The following is a 17,826-nucleotide window of genomic DNA, read 5'->3' as shown; positions in this document are numbered from 1 at the left end:
TCAGCGCGCGATGGTGTCGTTACGTTTAATCTTGTTGTGCAGCTGGAGGATGCCGTACAACAGCGCTTCCGCGGTCGGCGGGCAGCCTGGCACGTACACGTCCACCGGCACGATGCGGTCGCAGCCGCGCACCACCGAGTACGAGTAGTGGTAGTAGCCGCCGCCGTTGGCGCAGGAACCCATGGAGATGACCCAGCGCGGTTCCGGCATCTGGTCGTAGACCTTGCGCAGCGCCGGCGCCATCTTGTTGCACAGGGTGCCGGCGACGATCATCACGTCGGACTGGCGTGGCGATGGACGGAACATGAAGCCGAAACGCTCCAGGTCGTAGCGGGCCGCGCCCGCGTGCATCATCTCGACCGCGCAGCAAGCCAGGCCGAACGTCATCGGATACATCGATCCGGTGCGGGCCCAATTGATCAGCTTATCGGCTGTGGTGGTGATGAAACCTTCTTTCAAGACGCCTTCAATAGCCATGGCTTATTCCCAATCAAGGGCACCTTTCTTCCAGATATACCAAAAACCGACCACGAATTCGGCGATGAACACCATCATCGTGACGTAGCCCTGCCAGCCCAGCTCCTGCATGGAGACGCCCCATGGGAAGAAGAATGCCGTTTCAAGGTCAAACAAAATAAACAGGATCGCCACCAGGTAGTAGCGAACGTCGAACTTCATGCGCGCGTCTTCGAAGGCTTCGAAGCCGCATTCGTACGGGGAGAGTTTCTGGGCATCCGGCTTGTTGCGGCCCAGCACGAAGCCAAGCGCCTGCGGAATGACGCCGACCGCAAGGCCGACGAGGATAAACAATAGAACGGGGAAGTAATTCTCGAGGTTCACGTGAAGAGCCCTGGTAGTCGGTTAAACAAACGCTGCTTTTCATCGCAGCGCCTGCCGTTTAAACCTGGCTTTTGGCCTACACCAGGATCGAACGGCTGATCCTCGTAAAAAAGCCAGCTTAGGCATGAGCACTATTCGTGCGCCCTTGCTGGCCCTTAGATAATTTCTGGTGCCGACGGCGAGACTCGAACTCGCACAGCTTGCGCCACTACCCCCTCAAGATAGCGTGTCTACCAATTTCACCACGTCGGCTAAGAGACCGCTATTCTAACCGCGGGAGCACAGTTTGCCAATGCCAAATTTGCGCTGCCGCAAGGAAAAAATAGATTTTTTACTCTTTTTTCCCACTCTGGAGCAAGCCCGTTCCGGGAAGCTCCGGCCTTCGCAATGCGCCCTTCGGCCAGGGCAGCTACAGCGAGTGTAGCGAAGGTTCAAAACAGGGACGCACGCTTGCCGGCGATCACACCGGCGAAGGCTGGAGCGCCGCCACCCCAGCGAAGGCCGGGATGACGGGGATACGATCAGCGTGCCGGGGCCGGTGCCGGAGCGGCCGGGACGTCAGCCGGGACTGCCTGGGCGGCAGCCGGCGCAGCGGCGCCGGGAACGGTAGCGTCGGCGGCAGGAACGGTTGCAGCAGGGGCTGCAGGAACAGTTGCAGCGGGTGCGGCAGGAACGGTCGCGGTCGGAACGGCCTGGCCGGCGCGCTCCATCACGCCGCCGCCATCGGTGCTGGCTGCGCCGCGGTTGCCGCCCATCGAGGCCAGGGCCAGCGTGGCGCCGAAGAACACCACTGCGGAGATCGCGGTCAGCTTCGACAGGAAGTTGGACGAGCCGGACGCGCCAAACAGCGAACCCGACGCACCGGAACCGAACGCCGCGCCCATGTCGGCGCCCTTACCGTGCTGCAGCAGCACCAGGCCGATGATGGCCAGTGCAGAAATCACCTGCACCACAACGATCAGATTGAACAAGGTGTCCATGTTATTCCATTCCAAGTTGAGTTAATTGTTTATGCTGCCTGGACGATGGCCAGGAAGTCGGCCGCCTTCAGCGACGCCCCTCCGATCAGGCCACCATCGATATCCGTTTGCGCCATCAGTTCGCGGGCATTGTCCGGCTTCATGCTGCCGCCGTACAGGATCCGCACGCCTGCGCCGGCGTCCGCGCTCTTTTCCTTCAGCTGCATGCGCAGCTGCGCGTGCACTTCCTGCGCCATCGCGGGCGTCGCCGTCTTGCCGGTGCCGATCGCCCAGACCGGCTCATAGGCCACCACGATGCCCGAGACCTGCTGGCCGTCGAGCAGCGCCAGCACCGCCTCCAGCTGGGCCGACACGACCTGGGTGGTGCGGCCGGCTTCGCGCTCTTCCAGCGTCTCGCCGACGCACACGATCGGGGTCAGGCCCGCGGACATTGCGGCGACGGCCTTCTGGGCCACCAGTTCGTTCGATTCGCCGTGGTAGGCGCGGCGCTCGGAGTGGCCGACGATGACATAGCTGCAACCGAAGTCCATCAGCATCGAAGCGGAGACTTCGCCGGTGTAGGCGCCGCTCGCGTGGCGCGACACATCCTGCGCGCCCCAGGCGACCGGCGTACCGGCCAGCAGCTGCTGGCACTGGGCCAGGTAGGGAGCGGGAGCGCATACGGCGCAGTCGGCGCCGGCCGCGCCAGCGCCTTCGGCCACGCCCTTCAGCAGGGGCGCGTTGGCAGCCAGGCTGCCATTCATTTTCCAGTTTCCGACGACGAGTTTGCGACGCATTGCCAGCCCACGAGTCAAATAACCCGTTATTGTAACTTGCGTTACGCAAGCGGGTCAAACGACAGCCCCGCTGCACAGCAGGCAGGGCCGGCCTGCCCTACCCTATTGGGCTACCTCGCCCCATCAGGCGCGAACCTGCGTGCGTGCGCCTGCACCAGCGCCGTCAGCATCACCACCACCAGGCACGCTATCCAGACCGACCACAGCGTATGTGTCAGGAAGTGTGCGCCGCGCAGTTGCTGACCGATTCCCATGGCTGCGCCCAGCGCGATCCCCACGAATGCCGCCCTGCGCGCGGCGCCGGCACTTCCCGGCAGCCAGTAGACGGCCAGCGACACCAGCCACAGCGCGCTCGACGCGTGCCCGGCCGGCAGGCAGTGGCCCGCAACAGCCCCCGCCGGCAGCGACTCGAAAATGCGGACATAGGGCTGCTCGCCGCCATAGCGGGCCAGGTCCCACGGACAATGCGAGGAGCTTGCCTGCTTGAGCAGGCTGATGACCAGCGGGACGCAGATGGCGCTAAGCGCGACGATCCGCATGCGCACCCGGTCCAGCGGCGTGCGGCTGCGCTGCGGCGCGAACGCATCGACGGCGGCGCGGCCCACGCAGAAGGCGGCTGCCAGCAGCATCAGCCATTTCAGGATGACGTGGTTGAAGCGGTCTGCCAGCCAGGCATCGCGCCACGGGAAGGCGTGGAGGCGCATGTCGAACGCGGCGTCGGCCAGCGCCAGGTCCACGTCGGTGTAGCGCCCGATCCACCAGATCAGCGGCGCGAGTGCGGCCAGGACGAAGGCGATGCGGCGCATCGCATCCTTCCCGAGCACGACCGGGGCGGCGGCTGCGGACTGCATCTCAGGTGCGGCGCCGGCAGGACGCAAACAGGTCCAGCCGAGGGTTTCGCGCGACCGTGTCCACCCCAAGCATGCCGAGCACGGAATGGAACACGTTATCGTGGGAGAGCGGGCGATCGCCGGCCTCCTTCAGGCAGGCGCGGTCGATCTGGAAGCGCTCGCTGAAGCCGTCGGACATCCACAACATCATCGGCACCTCGGTCTGCTCGCGCGGCGCGAACAGGTAAGGCGCACCGTGGAGGTACATATTGTTCTCGCCCAGCGACTCGCCATGGTCGGAGAAGTACAGCATCGCCGTATCCACCGACTCCCGGGCAGCCGCTTCGCGCAGCATCCGGATGGTCTGGTCGAGGAAGTGGTCCGTATACAGGATGGTGTTGTCGTAGGCGGCCTCGATCGATTCGCGCGAACACTCGGCAAACTGGTTGCTCGTGCATACCGGGCCGAAACGGCCAAAACCTGGCGGATAGCGCTTCGCGTAGGCCGGCCCGTGGCTGCCCTGCTGGTGCAGGACGACCACCAGGTCCTTGTCGGTGCGGCGCAGGAGCTCCGGCAGGCCGTCCAGCAGCAGCTCGTCGTAGCAGGACTCGGCATTGCAGCGGCTGTCGGGGCGCGCGTGGGTGGTCATGTCCTCGTACCTGACGCGGTCGCACACGCCCTTGCAGCCGGAATTGTTATCGCGCCACAGCACCTCGAACCCGGCGTGCGCCAGGATGTCGAGCAGGCCCTCCTGGCTGGATGCCCTGGCATTGGTAAATCCTTCCCGCCCCAACGCGGAGAACACGCAAGGGACCGATACCGCCGTGGCGGTGCCGCAGGAACTCACATGGCGGAAGTTGATCAGCCCTTCCTGCCGCGCCAGCTGCGGATTGGTGTCGCGCGCATACCCATTGAGCGAGAAGTTGGCGGCGCGCGCCGTTTCGCCGACCACGATGACGGTCAGGGTGCGCCGCGGCTGGCCCGCCCAGCCATGCGCCTTCCTGGCATCGCGCCCGAGCGGGGCGACGACGACCTGGCTGGCGAACCGGTTGCCGGCATAGCCGTGCACCGCCTGCACCACGTTGGTCGGGATCAGCAGGAAGCGCAGTTCGCGATGCTCGCGCAGCACCGGCGCCAGGCTCTTGAAGAAGCACACCAGCAGCAGCCCCGCCAGCAGCAGCGAACCGGAGGCGATGCCGGCACGCTGCAGGAGGCCGCGCACGCCAAGCGGAAAACGGATCTGGGTGCGCGCGATCAGCCATGCGGGCACCGCGCCGAGGATCACGACGGTTGCCGCCAGGTCCCAGCTCAGGAGTTCAGAAGCTTCCCGAAAGTCGGTCTCGGCCACGTTCTGCAGCATGTTCTTGTCGATCACGATGCCGTAGGACGTGACGAAATGGCTGGCCACCGCCGCCACCAGTACCAGCACGATCCAGGCCGGCTTGGCGAGGTAGCGGAAGGTCGCCAGGGTCAGGATGGCATTGAACACCAGGACCACAATCAGGAATGTTGCGGCGAGAACCGGGAGCTGCGACCAGCCGCCCGCGGCCTGGCTGAGCGTCGCCCAGAATTTTGCGTTATATGCGCTTGCCAGCAGCAGCGCCACAGCCAACGCGAGCGCCGAGGCATCGATGCGCCGGGATGCCAATTTGTCCACTCGATCTTCCTTCCACATGCAACCCGGAACGGGTCGTTTCGCGAAGGATACAAACCAGTGGATTAGCCCGCAGTGAAACCGGCGTCAGGATTGCGTCAAGACAGGTGAAAGGTGATCGTAAAACGGCTGCCCCCGCCAGGCCGGTCCTGGTACGCGAGATCGGCGCCGAGGTACGCGCAAATGCGCCTGACCAGCGACAGGCCGAGGCCCGTGCCTGCCGAGCCGCTGGACGGGATGGACGTGGCGCCCTGGCCCAGCGTCTGCCGTACCGACGCGGGCAGGCCCGGGCCGGTGTCTTCCACGATCACCCGCCCTGGCTCGAGCAGGACGGTCACCGCGCCCTGCTCGGTGTACTGGCAGGCGTTGCGGATCAGGTTTCCCAGCGCTGCGCTGCACAGCTCCGCGGGCGCACGCACGCTGACCTGGGCATCGCCCACGCAGCGCAGGGTGACCGGCCGGCCGGCGACCAAGTCCTGGTAGCGCGCGGTTTCCCGGCGCGCCACCTCGCTCACCGGGACTGGCGCAAGCAGCCCGACCTCGGGTTTGCGGGCCAGCACCAGGAGCACGCTGACGCATTCGCTCGCCTCCTGCGCGGCGCGGCAGATGCGCAGGGCCGGCCCGCGGATAGCCGGATCCTGCGTGCTCTCGACCAGGATCTCGGCAGCGCCCATGATGACCGTGAGCGGGGTACGCAGCTCATGGCTGACATCGCCCGTGAAGAAGCGTTCGCGATCGAGGAACCCGCGCAGTTCAGAGGTATGCGCGTCGAGCGCGCGCGCGAGGACGCCCAGCTCGTCCCTGCGCCCGGTGAAGGGCAAGGAGGTGGCGCCCCGGCTGACTGCGTCGGACAGTTCGCGCATCGGGACCACGATCCTGCGCCCGATAAAGCCGCCCAGGAACGCGGCCAGCACGAGCAGGCCGACGAACAATGCGCCGAACAGCGAGTACACCAGCAGTTCAATTTTTTCGTAGTCGCTCTCGCGATCGACGACCAGGTAGGGACCCCATTCGTCCGAGCCGGCGAGCACGTGCAGCCCGGCGCCGTCCACGACCGTATGGGACACCCCCTGCGGCAGCTCGCGCAGCGTCGCCGGAATCTGCTCGCCGCGATAGAAGCGCAGCCCCGCTGGCAGGTCGGCGGCCAGTCCGGCGGCATGCCGCGGCCGGGCCCACTTCTCCACGGCGGCAAGCCGGTTGTCGACCAGGTAGCCCTCGATGCCCTCGATCGCCAGCGCGGTCAGCACCGCAAAGAACAGCGTCAGCACCGTCCCGAACAGGACGAACGCGAAGACGATGCGCCGGCTCAGCGAATCACTCGGGCGCATCGGGAATCGAGAGGCGGTACCCCACGCCGGGCACCGTGTGCACCATCGCGGAGGCGAACGGCTTGTCGATGGCCTGGCGCAGCGCATGGATGTGGGTGCGCAAGGCGTCGCTCTCCGGCCGGTCGTCGCCCCACACCGCCTGCTCCAGGGTCTCGCGCGACACGATGCGCGGCGCCGCGGCCATCAGGCAGCGCAGCAGGATGTAGCCGGTCTTGGTGAGCTGGATTTTCACCCCGGCCCGCGATGCATCGTGCATCTCGGGATCGAACACGAGGTCCCCGAAGCGGAGGGTCTGGTGCGTCGCGTGCTGGCCCTGGGAGCGCCTGACCAGTGCGCGCAGGCGCAGCTCCAGCTCGACCAGCGAGAATGGCTTGACGAGGTAGTCGTCGGCGCCGCTATCGAAACCGGCGACCTTGTCCGGCAGGCTGTCGCGCGCGGTCAGCATCAGGACCGGCGTGGTGATGTGCAGGTCGGTGCGCAGCTTCTGGCACAGCTCCAGCCCGTTCAGGCCGGGCAGCATGACATCCAGGATGATCACGTCATACGGATTCTCGGAGGCGAACGCCAGGCCGCCGTAGCCATTGCGGGCGGAATCCACCGTATATCCCTTCGGCTCCAGGAATCCGTAGAGATTGGCCAGGATGTCGGGATTGTCTTCGACGATGAGGATGCGCATTTGGCTATTCTAAGCTGCCAGGACGGTTCTTGAAATAAGGGGACCTCACAGCACTTCGAGCACGATTTTACCGATGTGAGTGCTCGACTCCATCAGCGCATGGGCCTGTGCGGCCTGCTCCAGCGGGAAGGTGCGGAACACCACCGGGCGGATCTGGCCGCCATCGATCAAGGGCCAGACGCGCTCGCGCAGCTGCTGCGCGATTGCCGCCTTGAAGGCGACCGGACGCGGACGCAGCGTCGAGCCGCTGACGGTGAGCCGGCGGCGCAGGACCTGGCCGAGGTCGAGCTGCGCCTTCGCGCCGCCCAGCAGCGCAATCAGCGCAAGGCGGCCGTCGTCGGCCAGGCAGTCGATCTCGCGCGGGACGTAGTCGCCGCCGACCATGTCCAGGATGACATCGACGCCGCGCCCATCGGTCAGCTCCTTCACGACCGCGACGAAGTCCTCGGTCTTGTAGTTGATGCCGCGCTCGGCGCCCAGCTCCTCGCAGGCGCGGCATTTGTCGTCGCTGCCGGCGGTCGCAAACACGCGGTGGCCCAGTGCGGCCGCCATCTGGATCGCGGTCACGCCGATGCCCGAGGTGCCGCCCTGCACCAGCAGCGACTCGCCGGGCGCCAGCTGCGCGCGGTCGAACACATTGCTCCAGACGGTAAAGAAGGTCTCCGGCAGCGACGCCGCTTCCACCATCGTCAGGCCGAACGGGACCGGCAGGCACTGCGCCAGCGGCGCGGTGCAGTACTCGGCGTAGCCGCCACCCTGCACCAGCGCGCAGACCTTGTCTCCCAGCTGGAAGCCGCTGCCCTCGACCTCTCCGCCGACGATCTCGCCGGCCACTTCCAGGCCGGGCAGGTCGGAAGCGCCAGGCGGCACCGGGTATTTGCCGAGCCGCTGCAGCACGTCCGGCCTGTTGATGCCGGCTGCGTGGACGCGAATCAGCACTTCGCCCTGCTTCGGCACGGGCGTTGCGCGCTCGGTGGGCTTGAGGACGTCCGGCGGTCCGGGCTGGGTGATTTCGATCGCTCGCATGGTCGCGCTTGCCAAGTTGGTAAAACGCGATTGTATGCCGGATGCGGCGGAGCGGTGCGCTGTGGGCACGCAGCAGGACGGTGAACAGCTCAACTTTTGGCGGAATCCGCCATGACATGACCGATTCCGCCATGACCGGGCAGGCCGGAGGGCGGGTGTTACTGCTGGGGAAACGCCTCGTTTAACCGTGCATTTGCTCGTTTAACCTCGCGTGTTTGGCGAGGCTAGCAGTGGGAAGTATGTGACACGCGAGTAAAAACGAGGATAAACGCGGACAGAGGAGGCATTTGCAGCCGAGCACCCTCCCACCTCCGGCATACGCGCCCGTCACAGCCGCACTTCGTGTTTCCGCTTACTGAAGTAGTCGACGAGATCGCAGACCTCGCTCATCGCCTTCCTTATTGCGTAACGAGGCCCGAGCGGGACTTCTGCGGGAGCGGGCGGCCCGGCTTCCAGCTGGCGGAGAGAGCCTGGCCTTCCTGGATCTGTTCCTGCGTCATGTGACGCGCGATCGCGGCGCGCTGGTCGATGGCGTTCTTGTTCCCGCTGGCGGCGGCAAGGTTGAACAGCATGTAGGCGATCACGCGGTCGTGCGGCATGCCGGCGACGTGATAGCGGTACATGAGGCCCAGCGCGTGCTGCGCTTCCGGGTGGCCGCGCTCGGACGCGAGCCGGAACCAGTAGACCGCCTGCTTGTATTCCTGCGGGACGGCGTTGCCGGTGTAGTACATCGCGCCGATCACGTACATCGCGTCGGCCTTGCCCTGCATCGCAGCCTTGCGGTGCCAGGCGAGCGCCTGCTTGTAGTCGCGCGCGACGCCGCGGCCCATGTAATGCATCAAGCCCAGCAAGTGCTGGGCGTCCGCGTGGCCGGCCTTGGCCAGGGGCGCGATCTCTTTCAGCGCCAACGCATAGTTCCTGGCGTTGTAGGCTTTGGCCCCTTCCGCGAAACCGGCCTGCGCGCCGGCTTGCAGGCCGAGTGTCAATGCAACGGCAACGAATATTCTTTTCATTCTCTCGCTCGTATTGCTGTGGTCCGTACTACTTCCAGTTGACGTTTCCGAGGCCATCGACGCTGACCTTGCGTGCCGCCGGCTTGCCGAACACCGTCACGGACCCCATGCCGGACAGGTTCAGGTTGGCGTTCTGGCGTGCGTGCACGACGGCGTTGCCGAGGCCGGACATGTCGAGGTCCACGCTCAGGGATTCGAAGCGGCGCGCGTCGAGTCCTCCGAGGCCGCCCAGCGACGCCTTGAGGGTCTTGCTAGAGCCGGCCAGGGTGACATAGCCTGCGCCGTGCAGGTCGACGTCGTAGCTGTCGCTGTCGCCGCCTTCGATGTTCAGGCTGCCCAGGCCGCCGAGCTTGGCGTTGACGTTGCGGTAGTTGCAGACCACCTTCATCGAGCCTGCGCCGTCCAGTGCGAGATGCAGGTCGGTGCCGCTGAAGCCGCGGATGTCGGTGGCGCCGAGGCTTTCGGAGACCACTTCACGCAGCTGCGGCAGGGTCAGTTCGGCGCTCACGCTCTTGTGCGAGACCACGTTCCCGCTCTGCATTTCGGTGTCGATGTTGATGGTGTCGCCCTTCTGCACGGCGACCGTTTTCGAGACCCAGCGCGGATCGCCGGTGATGACCAGGCGTGCCACGTCGCCCTGGCGGACTTTCAGGCTGACCAGCCCTTCCACTTTGACGCGCACGGTGCGCGCATCGACGGGACGGGTTTCGGTGACGTGCTTGTGTTCCTGTCCGGCGACGGCGGCGCCGGCTGCGGTCGCCAGCACCAGTGCGCTCATGCTCATCTTGAAAAACGTATTCATCACTTCTCCACTCTGTCTTGTTATTGTCCGGTTCGAGCCCGGTTTTGTCGGCGTTACCTTATCAGCAACGCGCGGGGCTTTCCAGCTTATTTTGCGGCGACCAGCAGGTCGGCCGGCGCCAGGCGCTTGGCCGTGACGACCACGGTGTGGACCTTGCCGTCGAGGACTGGCTGCGCATCCAGGCGGGCCTGGGCGGCGGCGGAAGCGCCGGTGGTGGTAACGGCCAGCAGCGTCGCTGCGAGGAAGACAGCTTCCATATTGCGTGCGATGTTCATTTGAGCCTCCTGCGTGTGATCGGTTATTCGATGTGATCACTGTAGCGAAGCACCTCGTGCGGCTCCATCGATATGCGATGAACTGCAAAATCGGCGACATGGGCGTGCGAAATCGCGCGCTGGCATGTTTCAGCCTCTACGGTAAATCAGGCGGCGATCACTTCTTCGCGTACGAACCTGAGCCGGATGAAACCAGGACGGTTGGCTTCGTCATAGTGGCAACGCAATGCATCACGAACCGCACGGTGGAGTGCGGGTATATCGGCGGCTTGAGTGAAAATCGATTCGCCGAGTGCTCGCGCGTTATAACCGCCCTCCTCGGCCGTCTCCACCACGAATGTCACTTCTTGCATATTTCTCTCCCGCGCATGCCCGGTGATGAATGATTCTATCTGCGCGAAGTTTGCGGCGTGCTGTACCCGCCAGGAATTGGCGGAATCGGCCATAAATTGACCATTTCCGCCATGGCAGACTCAGCATGGGTCCCGCCTTTGCGGGGACGACGGCGACAAAAAAGCCGCCGGGCTTGCGCGCGGCGGCTTTGCTCAGGCGTTAGCCCGGATTACTGCGGTGCTGCTTCGCCTTCGGCGGCTGCAGCCTTCATCGACAGCTTGAGGCGGCCGCGCTCGTCGGTCTCGATGACCTTCACGCGCACTTGCTGGCCTTCCTTCAGGTAGTCGGCCACGGCGTTGACACGCTCGTTGGCGATCTGCGAGATGTGCAGCAGGCCGTCCTTGCCCGGGATGACCTGGACGATCGCGCCGAAGTCCAGCAGCTTGAGCACGGTGCCGTCGTAGGTCTTGCCCACTTCGACCGATGCGGTCAGCTCTTCGATGCGGCGCTTGGCTTCCTGGCCGGCAGCAGCGTCGACGGAAGCGATGGTGACCACGCCTTCGTCGGTGATGTCGATCTGGGTGCCGGTCTCTTCGGTCAGCGCGCGGATGACGGCGCCGCCCTTGCCGATCACGTCACGGATCTTCTCAGGGTTGATCTTGATGGTGATCAGGCGCGGTGCGAAGTCGGACAGTTCGGTCTTCACCGACGGTACGGCCTTCTGCATTTCGCCCAGGATGTGCTGGCGGCCTTCTTTGGCCTGTGCCAGTGCAACCTGCATGATCTCCTTGGTGATGCCCTGGATCTTGATGTCCATCTGCAGCGCGGTGATGCCCTGCGCGGTGCCGGCCACCTTGAAGTCCATGTCGCCGAGGTGGTCTTCGTCACCCAGGATGTCGGACAGGACGGCGAAACGGCCGCCTTCCTTGATCAGGCCCATCGCGATGCCGGCGACGTGCGCCTTCATCGGCACGCCGGCATCCATCAGCGCCAGGCAGCCGCCGCAGACGGACGCCATCGACGAGGAACCGTTCGATTCGGTGATCTCGGACACCAGGCGCACGGAGTAGCTGAACTCTTCCGGCGTTGGCAGCGCGGCGACCAGCGCGCGCTTGGCCAGGCGGCCGTGGCCGATTTCGCGGCGCTTCGGCGAGCCGACGCGGCCGGTTTCACCGGTTGCGAACGGAGGCATGTTGTAGTGGAGCATGAAGTCGTCGGTGTACTCGCCCATCAGCGCGTCGATCTTCTGGCTGTCGCGGGCGGTGCCCAGCGTAGCCACGACCAGCGCCTGGGTTTCGCCGCGGGTGAACAGCGCGGAGCCGTGGGTACGCGGCAGCACGCTGGTGCGGATCGAGATCGGACGCACGGTGCGGGTGTCGCGGCCGTCGATACGTGGCTCGCCTTCCAGGATCTGGGAACGCACGATCTTGGCTTCCAGGTCGAACAGCACGTTGTTGACTTCGGCGGCGTCGAACGCCACCGACTGGCCCTGCAGGGCTTCGTCGGACAGGGCTGCCAGCACTTCGCTGTAGGCGTCGCGCACCTTGGTGGTACGGGCCTGCTTGTCCTTGGTCTGGTACGCTTCGCGGATTTTCGCTTCGCCCAGGCGTGCGACGGCGGAGATCAGCGCCTCGTTCTTCGGCGCCGGCTGCCAGTCCCACTCAGGCTTGCCGCCTTCGGCGACCAGCTCATGGATCGCGTCGATCACGGCGCGCATCTGGGTGTGGCCGTAGACGACCGCGCCCAGCATGATTTCTTCGGACAGCTGCTTGGCTTCGGATTCGACCATCAGCACGGCCGCTTCGGTACCGGCGACCACGAGGTCCATCTCGGACGACTTCAGTTCGGTGGTGGTCGGGTTCAGCAGGTATTGGCCGTTCGCGTAGCCGACGCGCGCTGCGCCGATCGGGCCGTTGAACGGAACGCCGGAAATGGCGATGGCGGCGGAAGCGCCGATCATCGAAGGGATGTCCGGATCGATCTCAGGGTTCACCGACAGCACGTGGATGATGACCTGGACTTCGTTCAGGAAGCCTTCCGGGAACAGCGGACGCAGCGGACGGTCGATCAGGCGCGAGGTCAGCGTTTCCTTCTCCGAAGGACGGCCTTCGCGCTTGAAGAAGCCGCCAGGGATCTTGCCGGCCGCGTAGGTCTTCTCGACGTAGTCGACGGTCAGCGGGAAGAAGTCCTGGCCCGGCTTGGCGTCCTTGCGTGCGACCACGGTCGCCAGCACCACGGTGTCGTCCATCGACACCATGACGGCGCCGGAGGCCTGGCGGGCGATCTCGCCCGTTTCCAGGGTCACCGTGTGGTTGCCGTACTGGAAGGTTTTCGTAACTTTATTAAACATGGGTAATCCCTTTCTATTTGCCGACAGATTTTCAGGGGCTGTCGTTCACCTCACCACAGGCGCCCCACTGGGCGCCTTTACAACCAGCATCCTTTCAGGACGCCTTAAAACGAAAAATGCCCGCGGCAGCGAACTGACGCAGGCATCTTCTTTAAACCGGTTCCGGCAATTACTTACGCAGGCCGAGTTTAGCGATCAGGTCGCGATAACGGTTCAGGTCCTTGTCCTTCAGGTACGACAGCAGGCTCTTACGACGGTTGACCATCTTGATCAGGCCGCGGCGCGAGTGGTGGTCCTTGGTGTGTGCCTTGAAGTGGCCGTTCAGTTCGTTGATGCGTGCGGTCAGCAGTGCGACCTGGACTTCCGGGGAGCCGGTGTCGTTCTGGCCACGTGCGTTGTCCGCGATGATCGCGGCTTTGTTGATGTTTTCTACGGTCATGATCTTACCTTTCACATGCGGTACACAGAGTCGGAACCTTGCGTACCGTGAACTACGTTGATAAAGCTGGCTTGGGCCAGACCGGGGATTATAGTGCAAAACGGCCGCCATCGCTAGTGCGGGTGATGCATCATGTGGCGGTGAAGCTCAAAGGAGTGGCGATTATGGCAAACATGACAAAACTGCCAGCGCTGGCGCTCGCGGCGCTGCTGTCGGCCTGCGCGGGGCTGGGCGGGCCGCCGCCCGCGCCGGGCGACTCGATGGAAACGGTGCAGTCGAAGATGGGCGTGCCCAGTGCGATCCACAACCTCCCGTCCGGCACGCAGTATGAATACAGCGGGCCGTATGCGCAGTATGCGCACATGGCGCGCTTCAATGCGGAAGGGAAGCTGGTCTCGTTCGAGCAGGTGCGCACGGGGCAGCGCTTCGCGACGCTCAAGCCTGGCGTGGCTACCAAGGCGGACGTGCTGGCCAGCGTCGGGCAGCCGTCGGAGACCTCGCGGGTCCACATGCACAATTACGAGGTCTGGTCGTACCGGTACAAGGAAAACGACGTGTGGAACTCGATGATGCATGTGCACTTCGACCAGAACGGCGTGGTGCAGCTGATGCAGAGCGGCCCCGACCCCATGTACGAAGAGAAAAAACGCTTCTAGGCGGACTGCTCGCAAAAGCGGAGGCGGTTGCCGAAGGGGTCGGCAATCTGCATCTGGCGGCCCCAGTCCATTTGGTCAATGTGCGGGCGGGAATATTTGTAGTGCCTGGCGAGCAGCTCGGCCTGGTAAGCGTCAATGCCGGTCATCGGGACGAAGACGGTGCTGCCCGGGGTGGCATCACCAAAATGTTCGCTGAGGTGGAGGACCATCCGGCCGCGGCTGATCTGCGCGTAGATCGGCATGCCCGGCTCGAAGCGGTGCTCCCAATCGATCTTGAAGCCGAGGAAATCGAGGTAGAACGAACGCGCCGCCTCTTCAGAAAAGATGCGCAGGATCGGGATGGGTGGGGACAGGTCGATCAATCTCGGCTCCTTTTGCGGCCGTCCCCGCAAAGGCGGGGACGCATACGCAGTTCGCTGCACTCGTTCAGCGTGGTGCGGGGATGACGGTTAGCGGCGTTCGCTTTCGTCGACGGGATCTTCGGTGGTCTGGATGATCGAGACCGGCTTGCCCTTGGCCAGGCGCCAGAAATAGATGGCGTAGCCGGACAGGCCGTACACGACGAAGATCGGCCACAGCACTTTCGGTGGGTCGATCGACACCAGCGCGAACGCCAGCGCAATCAGGAACACGAAGATGAACGGCACCGACTTCTTGAAGTTGACGTCCTTGAAGCTGTAGTACGGGACGTTCGTCACCATCGTGATGCCGGCGAACAGCGCCACCGCGAACGAAATCCACGGGTACTGCATGCCGTTGACCTGGAGGTCGTACATCATGAGGACGAAGCCGATCACCAGCGCGGCGGCGGCCGGACTTGGCAGCCCCTGGAAGAAGCGCTTGTCGACCACTTCGATATTGGTGTTGAAGCGGGCCAGTCGCACGGCGGCGCCGGCGCAGTAGATGAAGGCGGCGATCCAGCCGATCTTGCCAAGGCCGCGCAGCGACCATTCGTAGATCACCAGCGCGGGCGCTGCGCCGAACGAGACCATGTCGGACAGGCTGTCGTACTGCGCGCCGAATTCCGATTGCGTATTGGTGAGGCGCGCGACGCGGCCATCCAGCCCGTCCAGCACCATCGCGACGAACAGCGCATAGCAGGCTTCTTCGAAACGCAGGTTCATCGACATCACGATCGCGTAGAAGCCGCAGAACAGCGCTCCGGTGGTGAACATGTTGGGCAGCAGGTACACGCCGCGGCTGCGCTTGCGCGGGCCGCCTTCCACCGGCTGGCGGCGGAAGCGGGCGAAGCGCGACTTGCGCGGCGCCTTGGCGGCATGTCCGTTGCCGTGCTTGGGTTTACGTCGGGGGAATGCTGGCATAGCTCATCCGTTCTTGTTGATGTTTTGGACTCATTATAGTGGGGCCAACGCATCAACGCGAATCGGATGGGTTGGGGACCGTACCCTCCTTGCGTTACTTGAAGCGGACTTTGCCGACGAGGCGCATGTTGAGGGTGGTGTCGCCGGGCTCGAAGGTGGGCTCTTCGACCTGCGCGGACTTGGCCTGCGCGCGTTCCATCATCATCATTTGCGGCGCAGCGGCGGCAGCGTCGCCGGCATAGTTGCCCGATCCTTCGAAGTCGACGGTGTCCAGCACCGCGTCGTTGACGTTACGCCCCATGGCAGCGGCGATGGCAGCCACGCGCTCGTTCAGGTTCTTGTAGGTGGCGGCAATGCGTTCGGCGTCGAGCTTCTTCTGGGCCTGCGGCGACAGGTGGAAGTTCAGGCCGTTGAGGGCGACGACCCGCTGCGCGGCCGCTACCGTTTTCTCCAGCGTTGCGAGATTGGTGGTTTTGACCTGCAGGTACTGGCCGACACGCCAGGCGACTGGCGCCGGCTGCTTTGGCACTGCATTCATCGGCTGTGGCGGGCGGTCTTCCGGATAGACCGGGAAGGTGTAGTAGCCGTAGGTCTTGAGTTCCGCGCGCGGGTCGGCGGACTTGATGATCGCGGTGCCCTCGCGCATCTTGGCGTTGACGCGCGAGGCGGCGACGGACTTGTCCTTGTGCTGCTCTTCCACCATGAACGTGGCGGTGGCCATATCGTTGGGCGCCGTGACTTCGCCGTTGGCGGGTACGATTACCAGGGTGCCGGTGGTGGGGATCTGCTGGGCGCTGGCCTGGGTCGCCACGACAAGGGCAGCGAGGGCGAGCAGTTTGTGAGGCGACATGTCGTTTTCTCCGGTGGGTGGGTTTTTAGCAAAGATACAATCAAACGGGCAGGAAATGTCGCATGGTAATAATTGCTTGCATTTTTCGCAGCAGGCTGTCGATCTTTTACCGCGCCGATCGTCGTTGTGACTGAGGGCTGTCCTCTACTTTTCACGGAAAACACCATGTCTACGAATACTGTCCGACTACATCGCGTGCTCAAGGCCAAGCCGGAGCGCGTCTACCGTGCCTTCCTGGATGCCGATGCGCTGGCCAAGTGGCTGCCGCCGCATGGCTTTACCGGGAAGGTGCATCACCTCGATCCAAAGGTGGGCGGCAGCTACCGGATGTCGTTCACCAATTTTACGAATGGGCAGAGTCATTCGTTTGGGGGCGACTACCTGGAGCTGGTGCCGGGTGAGCGTTTGCGGTACAGCGCGCAGTTCAATGATCCGGGGCTGCCGGGGGTGATGCAGACGACCGTCACGCTGCGCGCCGTGTTCTGCGGGGTGGAGGTCAACATCGTGCAGGAAGGGATACCGGAGCAGATTCCGGCGGAGGCTTGCTATCTCGGGTGGCAGGAGTCGCTGGTGCTGCTGGGGCAACTGGTCGAGGCCGAGATTCGCGAATAGTCCGGGGACTGCCCCAGTGGGGACAGTCCCCTTCCCTCCTCAATTCTTCGTGGTGTCGACAAGCTTGTTCTTGGCGATCCACGGCATCATGGCGCGCAGCTTCTCGCCCACCTGCTCGATCTGGTGCTCGGAGGTGAGGCGGCGGCGCGAGATCAGGGTCGGCGCGCCGGCCTTGTTCTCGAGGATGAAGCTCTTGGCGTATTCGCCGGTCTGGATGTCCTTGAGGCACTGGCGCATCGCGTCCTTGGTCGCGCTGGTGACGATCTTGGGGCCGGTGACGTACTCGCCGTACTCCGCGTTGTTGGAGATCGAGTAATTCATGTTGGCGATGCCGCCTTCGTAGATCAGGTCGACGATCAGCTTGAGCTCGTGCAGGCACTCGAAGTACGCCATCTCCGGCGCGTAGCCCGCCTCCACCAGCGTTTCGAAGCCGGTCTTGATCAGCTCCACGGTGCCGCCGCACAGGACGGCCTGCTCGCCGAACAGGTCGGTCTCGGTCTCCTCGCGGAAGCTGGTTTCGATGATGCCGGCCTTGCCGCCGCCGTTCGCCGACGCGTACGACATGGCGATCTCGCGCGCCCTGCCCGACTTGTCCTGGTAGACGGCGACCAGGTGCGGCACGCCGCCGCCCTGCCTGTAGGTGTTGCGGACAGTGTGGCCCGGCGCTTTCGGCGCGATCATGATGACGTCCAGGTCCTTGCGCGGCACCACCTGCCCGTAGTGGACATTGAAGCCGTGCGCGAACGCCAGCACCGCGCCCTCTTTCGCATGCGGCGCCACGTTCTCCGTGTAGACCTGGGCGATGTTCTCGTCCGGGAGCAGGATCATGACCACGTCCGCGCCCTTCACCGCCTCGTCGACTTCCGATACTTTGAGGCCGGCCTGCTCGGCCTTGTGCCACGATGCGCCGCCGCGGCGCAGGCCCACGGTGACATCGACGCCCGATTCGGACAGGTTGAGCGCATGCGCGTGGCCTTGCGATCCGTAGCCGATGATGGCGACCTTCATGCCCTTGATGATGGAGAGGTCGGTGTCCTTGTCGTAGTAAACGTTCATTGTTGTTT

The 17,826-nt window shown here is 64.4% G+C and carries 21 protein-coding genes and 1 tRNA gene; 2 read left to right on the top strand and 20 right to left on the bottom strand.

Features of this window, described 5'->3' with window-relative positions:
- From ACFSQR_RS17025 to rpsO, 16 genes are all read right to left on the bottom strand, one after another.
- Complete coding sequence (locus ACFSQR_RS17025; protein WP_377731194.1) at positions 1 to 477, bottom strand: NuoB/complex I 20 kDa subunit family protein; 477 nt, start codon at positions 475 to 477, stop codon at positions 1 to 3.
- Positions 478 to 480: 3 nt separating this feature from the next.
- Entirely contained in the window at positions 481 to 840 is a 360-nt protein-coding gene (locus tag ACFSQR_RS17020; protein ID WP_377731193.1) for an NADH-quinone oxidoreductase subunit A, read from the bottom strand.
- Positions 841 to 1,007: 167 nt separating this feature from the next.
- Positions 1,008 to 1,092: transfer RNA gene (locus tag ACFSQR_RS17015), tRNA-Leu, on the bottom strand.
- Between the two features lie 269 nt (positions 1,093 to 1,361).
- Positions 1,362 to 1,820 carry a preprotein translocase subunit SecG gene (gene secG, locus ACFSQR_RS17010; RefSeq protein ID WP_377731192.1) on the bottom strand — a complete coding sequence of 153 codons (459 nt, stop codon included), beginning with the start codon at positions 1,818 to 1,820 and terminating at the stop codon, positions 1,362 to 1,364.
- Positions 1,821 to 1,849: 29 nt separating this feature from the next.
- Positions 1,850 to 2,596: a triose-phosphate isomerase gene (gene tpiA / locus ACFSQR_RS17005; RefSeq protein ID WP_377731191.1), complete on the bottom strand. Its 747-nt coding sequence runs from the start codon at positions 2,594 to 2,596 to the stop codon at positions 1,850 to 1,852.
- A 110-nt stretch (positions 2,597 to 2,706) separates the two neighbouring features.
- Positions 2,707 to 3,447 (bottom strand): phosphatase PAP2 family protein, encoded by a 741-nt coding sequence (locus ACFSQR_RS17000; RefSeq protein ID WP_377731190.1) that lies wholly within the window; start codon positions 3,445 to 3,447, stop codon positions 2,707 to 2,709.
- A gap of 1 nt (position 3,448) precedes the next feature.
- Positions 3,449 to 5,083 (bottom strand): phosphoethanolamine transferase, encoded by a 1,635-nt coding sequence (locus tag ACFSQR_RS16995; RefSeq protein WP_377731189.1) that lies wholly within the window; start codon positions 5,081 to 5,083, stop codon positions 3,449 to 3,451.
- A gap of 95 nt (positions 5,084 to 5,178) precedes the next feature.
- A complete protein-coding gene (locus ACFSQR_RS16990; protein WP_377731188.1) occupies positions 5,179 to 6,408 on the bottom strand; it encodes an ATP-binding protein in 1,230 nt (409 codons plus the stop codon).
- Positions 6,395 to 7,084, bottom strand: a complete 690-nt coding sequence (locus ACFSQR_RS16985) for a response regulator transcription factor (RefSeq protein WP_377731187.1) — start codon at positions 7,082 to 7,084, stop codon at positions 6,395 to 6,397. The genes ACFSQR_RS16990 and ACFSQR_RS16985 overlap by 14 nt, the downstream gene beginning before the upstream one ends.
- A gap of 45 nt (positions 7,085 to 7,129) precedes the next feature.
- Complete coding sequence (locus ACFSQR_RS16980; RefSeq protein WP_377731186.1) at positions 7,130 to 8,110, bottom strand: NAD(P)H-quinone oxidoreductase; 981 nt, start codon at positions 8,108 to 8,110, stop codon at positions 7,130 to 7,132.
- 398 nt (positions 8,111 to 8,508) lie between these two features.
- Positions 8,509 to 9,123, bottom strand: a complete 615-nt coding sequence (locus tag ACFSQR_RS16975) for a tetratricopeptide repeat protein (protein WP_377731185.1) — start codon at positions 9,121 to 9,123, stop codon at positions 8,509 to 8,511.
- A 28-nt stretch (positions 9,124 to 9,151) separates the two neighbouring features.
- On the bottom strand, positions 9,152 to 9,925 hold the full coding sequence (locus ACFSQR_RS16970) for a GIN domain-containing protein (protein ID WP_377731183.1): 774 nt from the start codon (positions 9,923 to 9,925) through the stop codon (positions 9,152 to 9,154).
- An 86-nt stretch (positions 9,926 to 10,011) separates the two neighbouring features.
- Positions 10,012 to 10,200 carry a hypothetical protein gene (locus ACFSQR_RS16965; RefSeq protein ID WP_377731181.1) on the bottom strand — a complete coding sequence of 63 codons (189 nt, stop codon included), beginning with the start codon at positions 10,198 to 10,200 and terminating at the stop codon, positions 10,012 to 10,014.
- 146 nt (positions 10,201 to 10,346) lie between these two features.
- Entirely contained in the window at positions 10,347 to 10,646 is a 300-nt protein-coding gene (locus ACFSQR_RS16960; protein WP_377731180.1) for a hypothetical protein, read from the bottom strand.
- Between the two features lie 116 nt (positions 10,647 to 10,762).
- Positions 10,763 to 12,883: a polyribonucleotide nucleotidyltransferase gene (gene pnp / locus ACFSQR_RS16955; protein WP_377731179.1), complete on the bottom strand. Its 2,121-nt coding sequence runs from the start codon at positions 12,881 to 12,883 to the stop codon at positions 10,763 to 10,765.
- Between the two features lie 169 nt (positions 12,884 to 13,052).
- Entirely contained in the window at positions 13,053 to 13,322 is a 270-nt protein-coding gene (rpsO, locus tag ACFSQR_RS16950; protein ID WP_377731178.1) for a 30S ribosomal protein S15, read from the bottom strand.
- Positions 13,323 to 13,495: 173 nt separating this feature from the next.
- On the opposite strand from rpsO, the gene bamE reads away from it, so the two are divergent.
- Entirely contained in the window at positions 13,496 to 13,978 is a 483-nt protein-coding gene (bamE, locus tag ACFSQR_RS16945; RefSeq protein ID WP_377731177.1) for an outer membrane protein assembly factor BamE, read from the top strand.
- Here the strand turns inward: bamE and ACFSQR_RS16940 are convergent.
- The 3 genes from ACFSQR_RS16940 to ACFSQR_RS16930 all read right to left on the bottom strand — a co-directional run bounded on the left by ACFSQR_RS16940 (position 13,975) and on the right by ACFSQR_RS16930 (position 16,150).
- Positions 13,975 to 14,337 carry a glyoxalase superfamily protein gene (locus tag ACFSQR_RS16940; protein ID WP_377731404.1) on the bottom strand — a complete coding sequence of 121 codons (363 nt, stop codon included), beginning with the start codon at positions 14,335 to 14,337 and terminating at the stop codon, positions 13,975 to 13,977. The genes bamE and ACFSQR_RS16940 overlap by 4 nt on opposite strands.
- 90 nt (positions 14,338 to 14,427) lie before the next feature.
- Positions 14,428 to 15,300 carry a CDP-diacylglycerol--serine O-phosphatidyltransferase gene (gene pssA / locus ACFSQR_RS16935; RefSeq protein ID WP_377731176.1) on the bottom strand — a complete coding sequence of 291 codons (873 nt, stop codon included), beginning with the start codon at positions 15,298 to 15,300 and terminating at the stop codon, positions 14,428 to 14,430.
- A gap of 94 nt (positions 15,301 to 15,394) precedes the next feature.
- Positions 15,395 to 16,150, bottom strand: coding sequence for an SIMPL domain-containing protein (locus tag ACFSQR_RS16930; protein WP_377731175.1), 756 nt, complete (start codon positions 16,148 to 16,150; stop codon positions 15,395 to 15,397).
- 165 nt (positions 16,151 to 16,315) lie between these two features.
- On the opposite strand from ACFSQR_RS16930, the gene ACFSQR_RS16925 reads away from it, so the two are divergent.
- The gene (locus ACFSQR_RS16925; protein WP_377731174.1) at positions 16,316 to 16,762 is read left to right on the top strand and encodes an SRPBCC family protein; all 447 of its coding nucleotides are present in this window, start codon (positions 16,316 to 16,318) and stop codon (positions 16,760 to 16,762) included.
- Between the two features lie 39 nt (positions 16,763 to 16,801).
- On the opposite strand, the gene ilvC is transcribed toward ACFSQR_RS16925, so the two are convergent.
- Positions 16,802 to 17,818 carry a ketol-acid reductoisomerase gene (gene ilvC / locus ACFSQR_RS16920; protein ID WP_377731173.1) on the bottom strand — a complete coding sequence of 339 codons (1,017 nt, stop codon included), beginning with the start codon at positions 17,816 to 17,818 and terminating at the stop codon, positions 16,802 to 16,804.
- Positions 17,819 to 17,826: the final 8 nt, after the last annotated feature.

The sequence above is a fragment of the Pseudoduganella sp. GCM10020061 genome (genome assembly GCF_042683405.1).
Lineage (GTDB): Bacteria > Pseudomonadota > Gammaproteobacteria > Burkholderiales > Burkholderiaceae_D > Telluria.
Note: the sequence above shows the minus strand (reverse complement) of the source record. Positions and strands in the feature narration are given on the sequence as shown.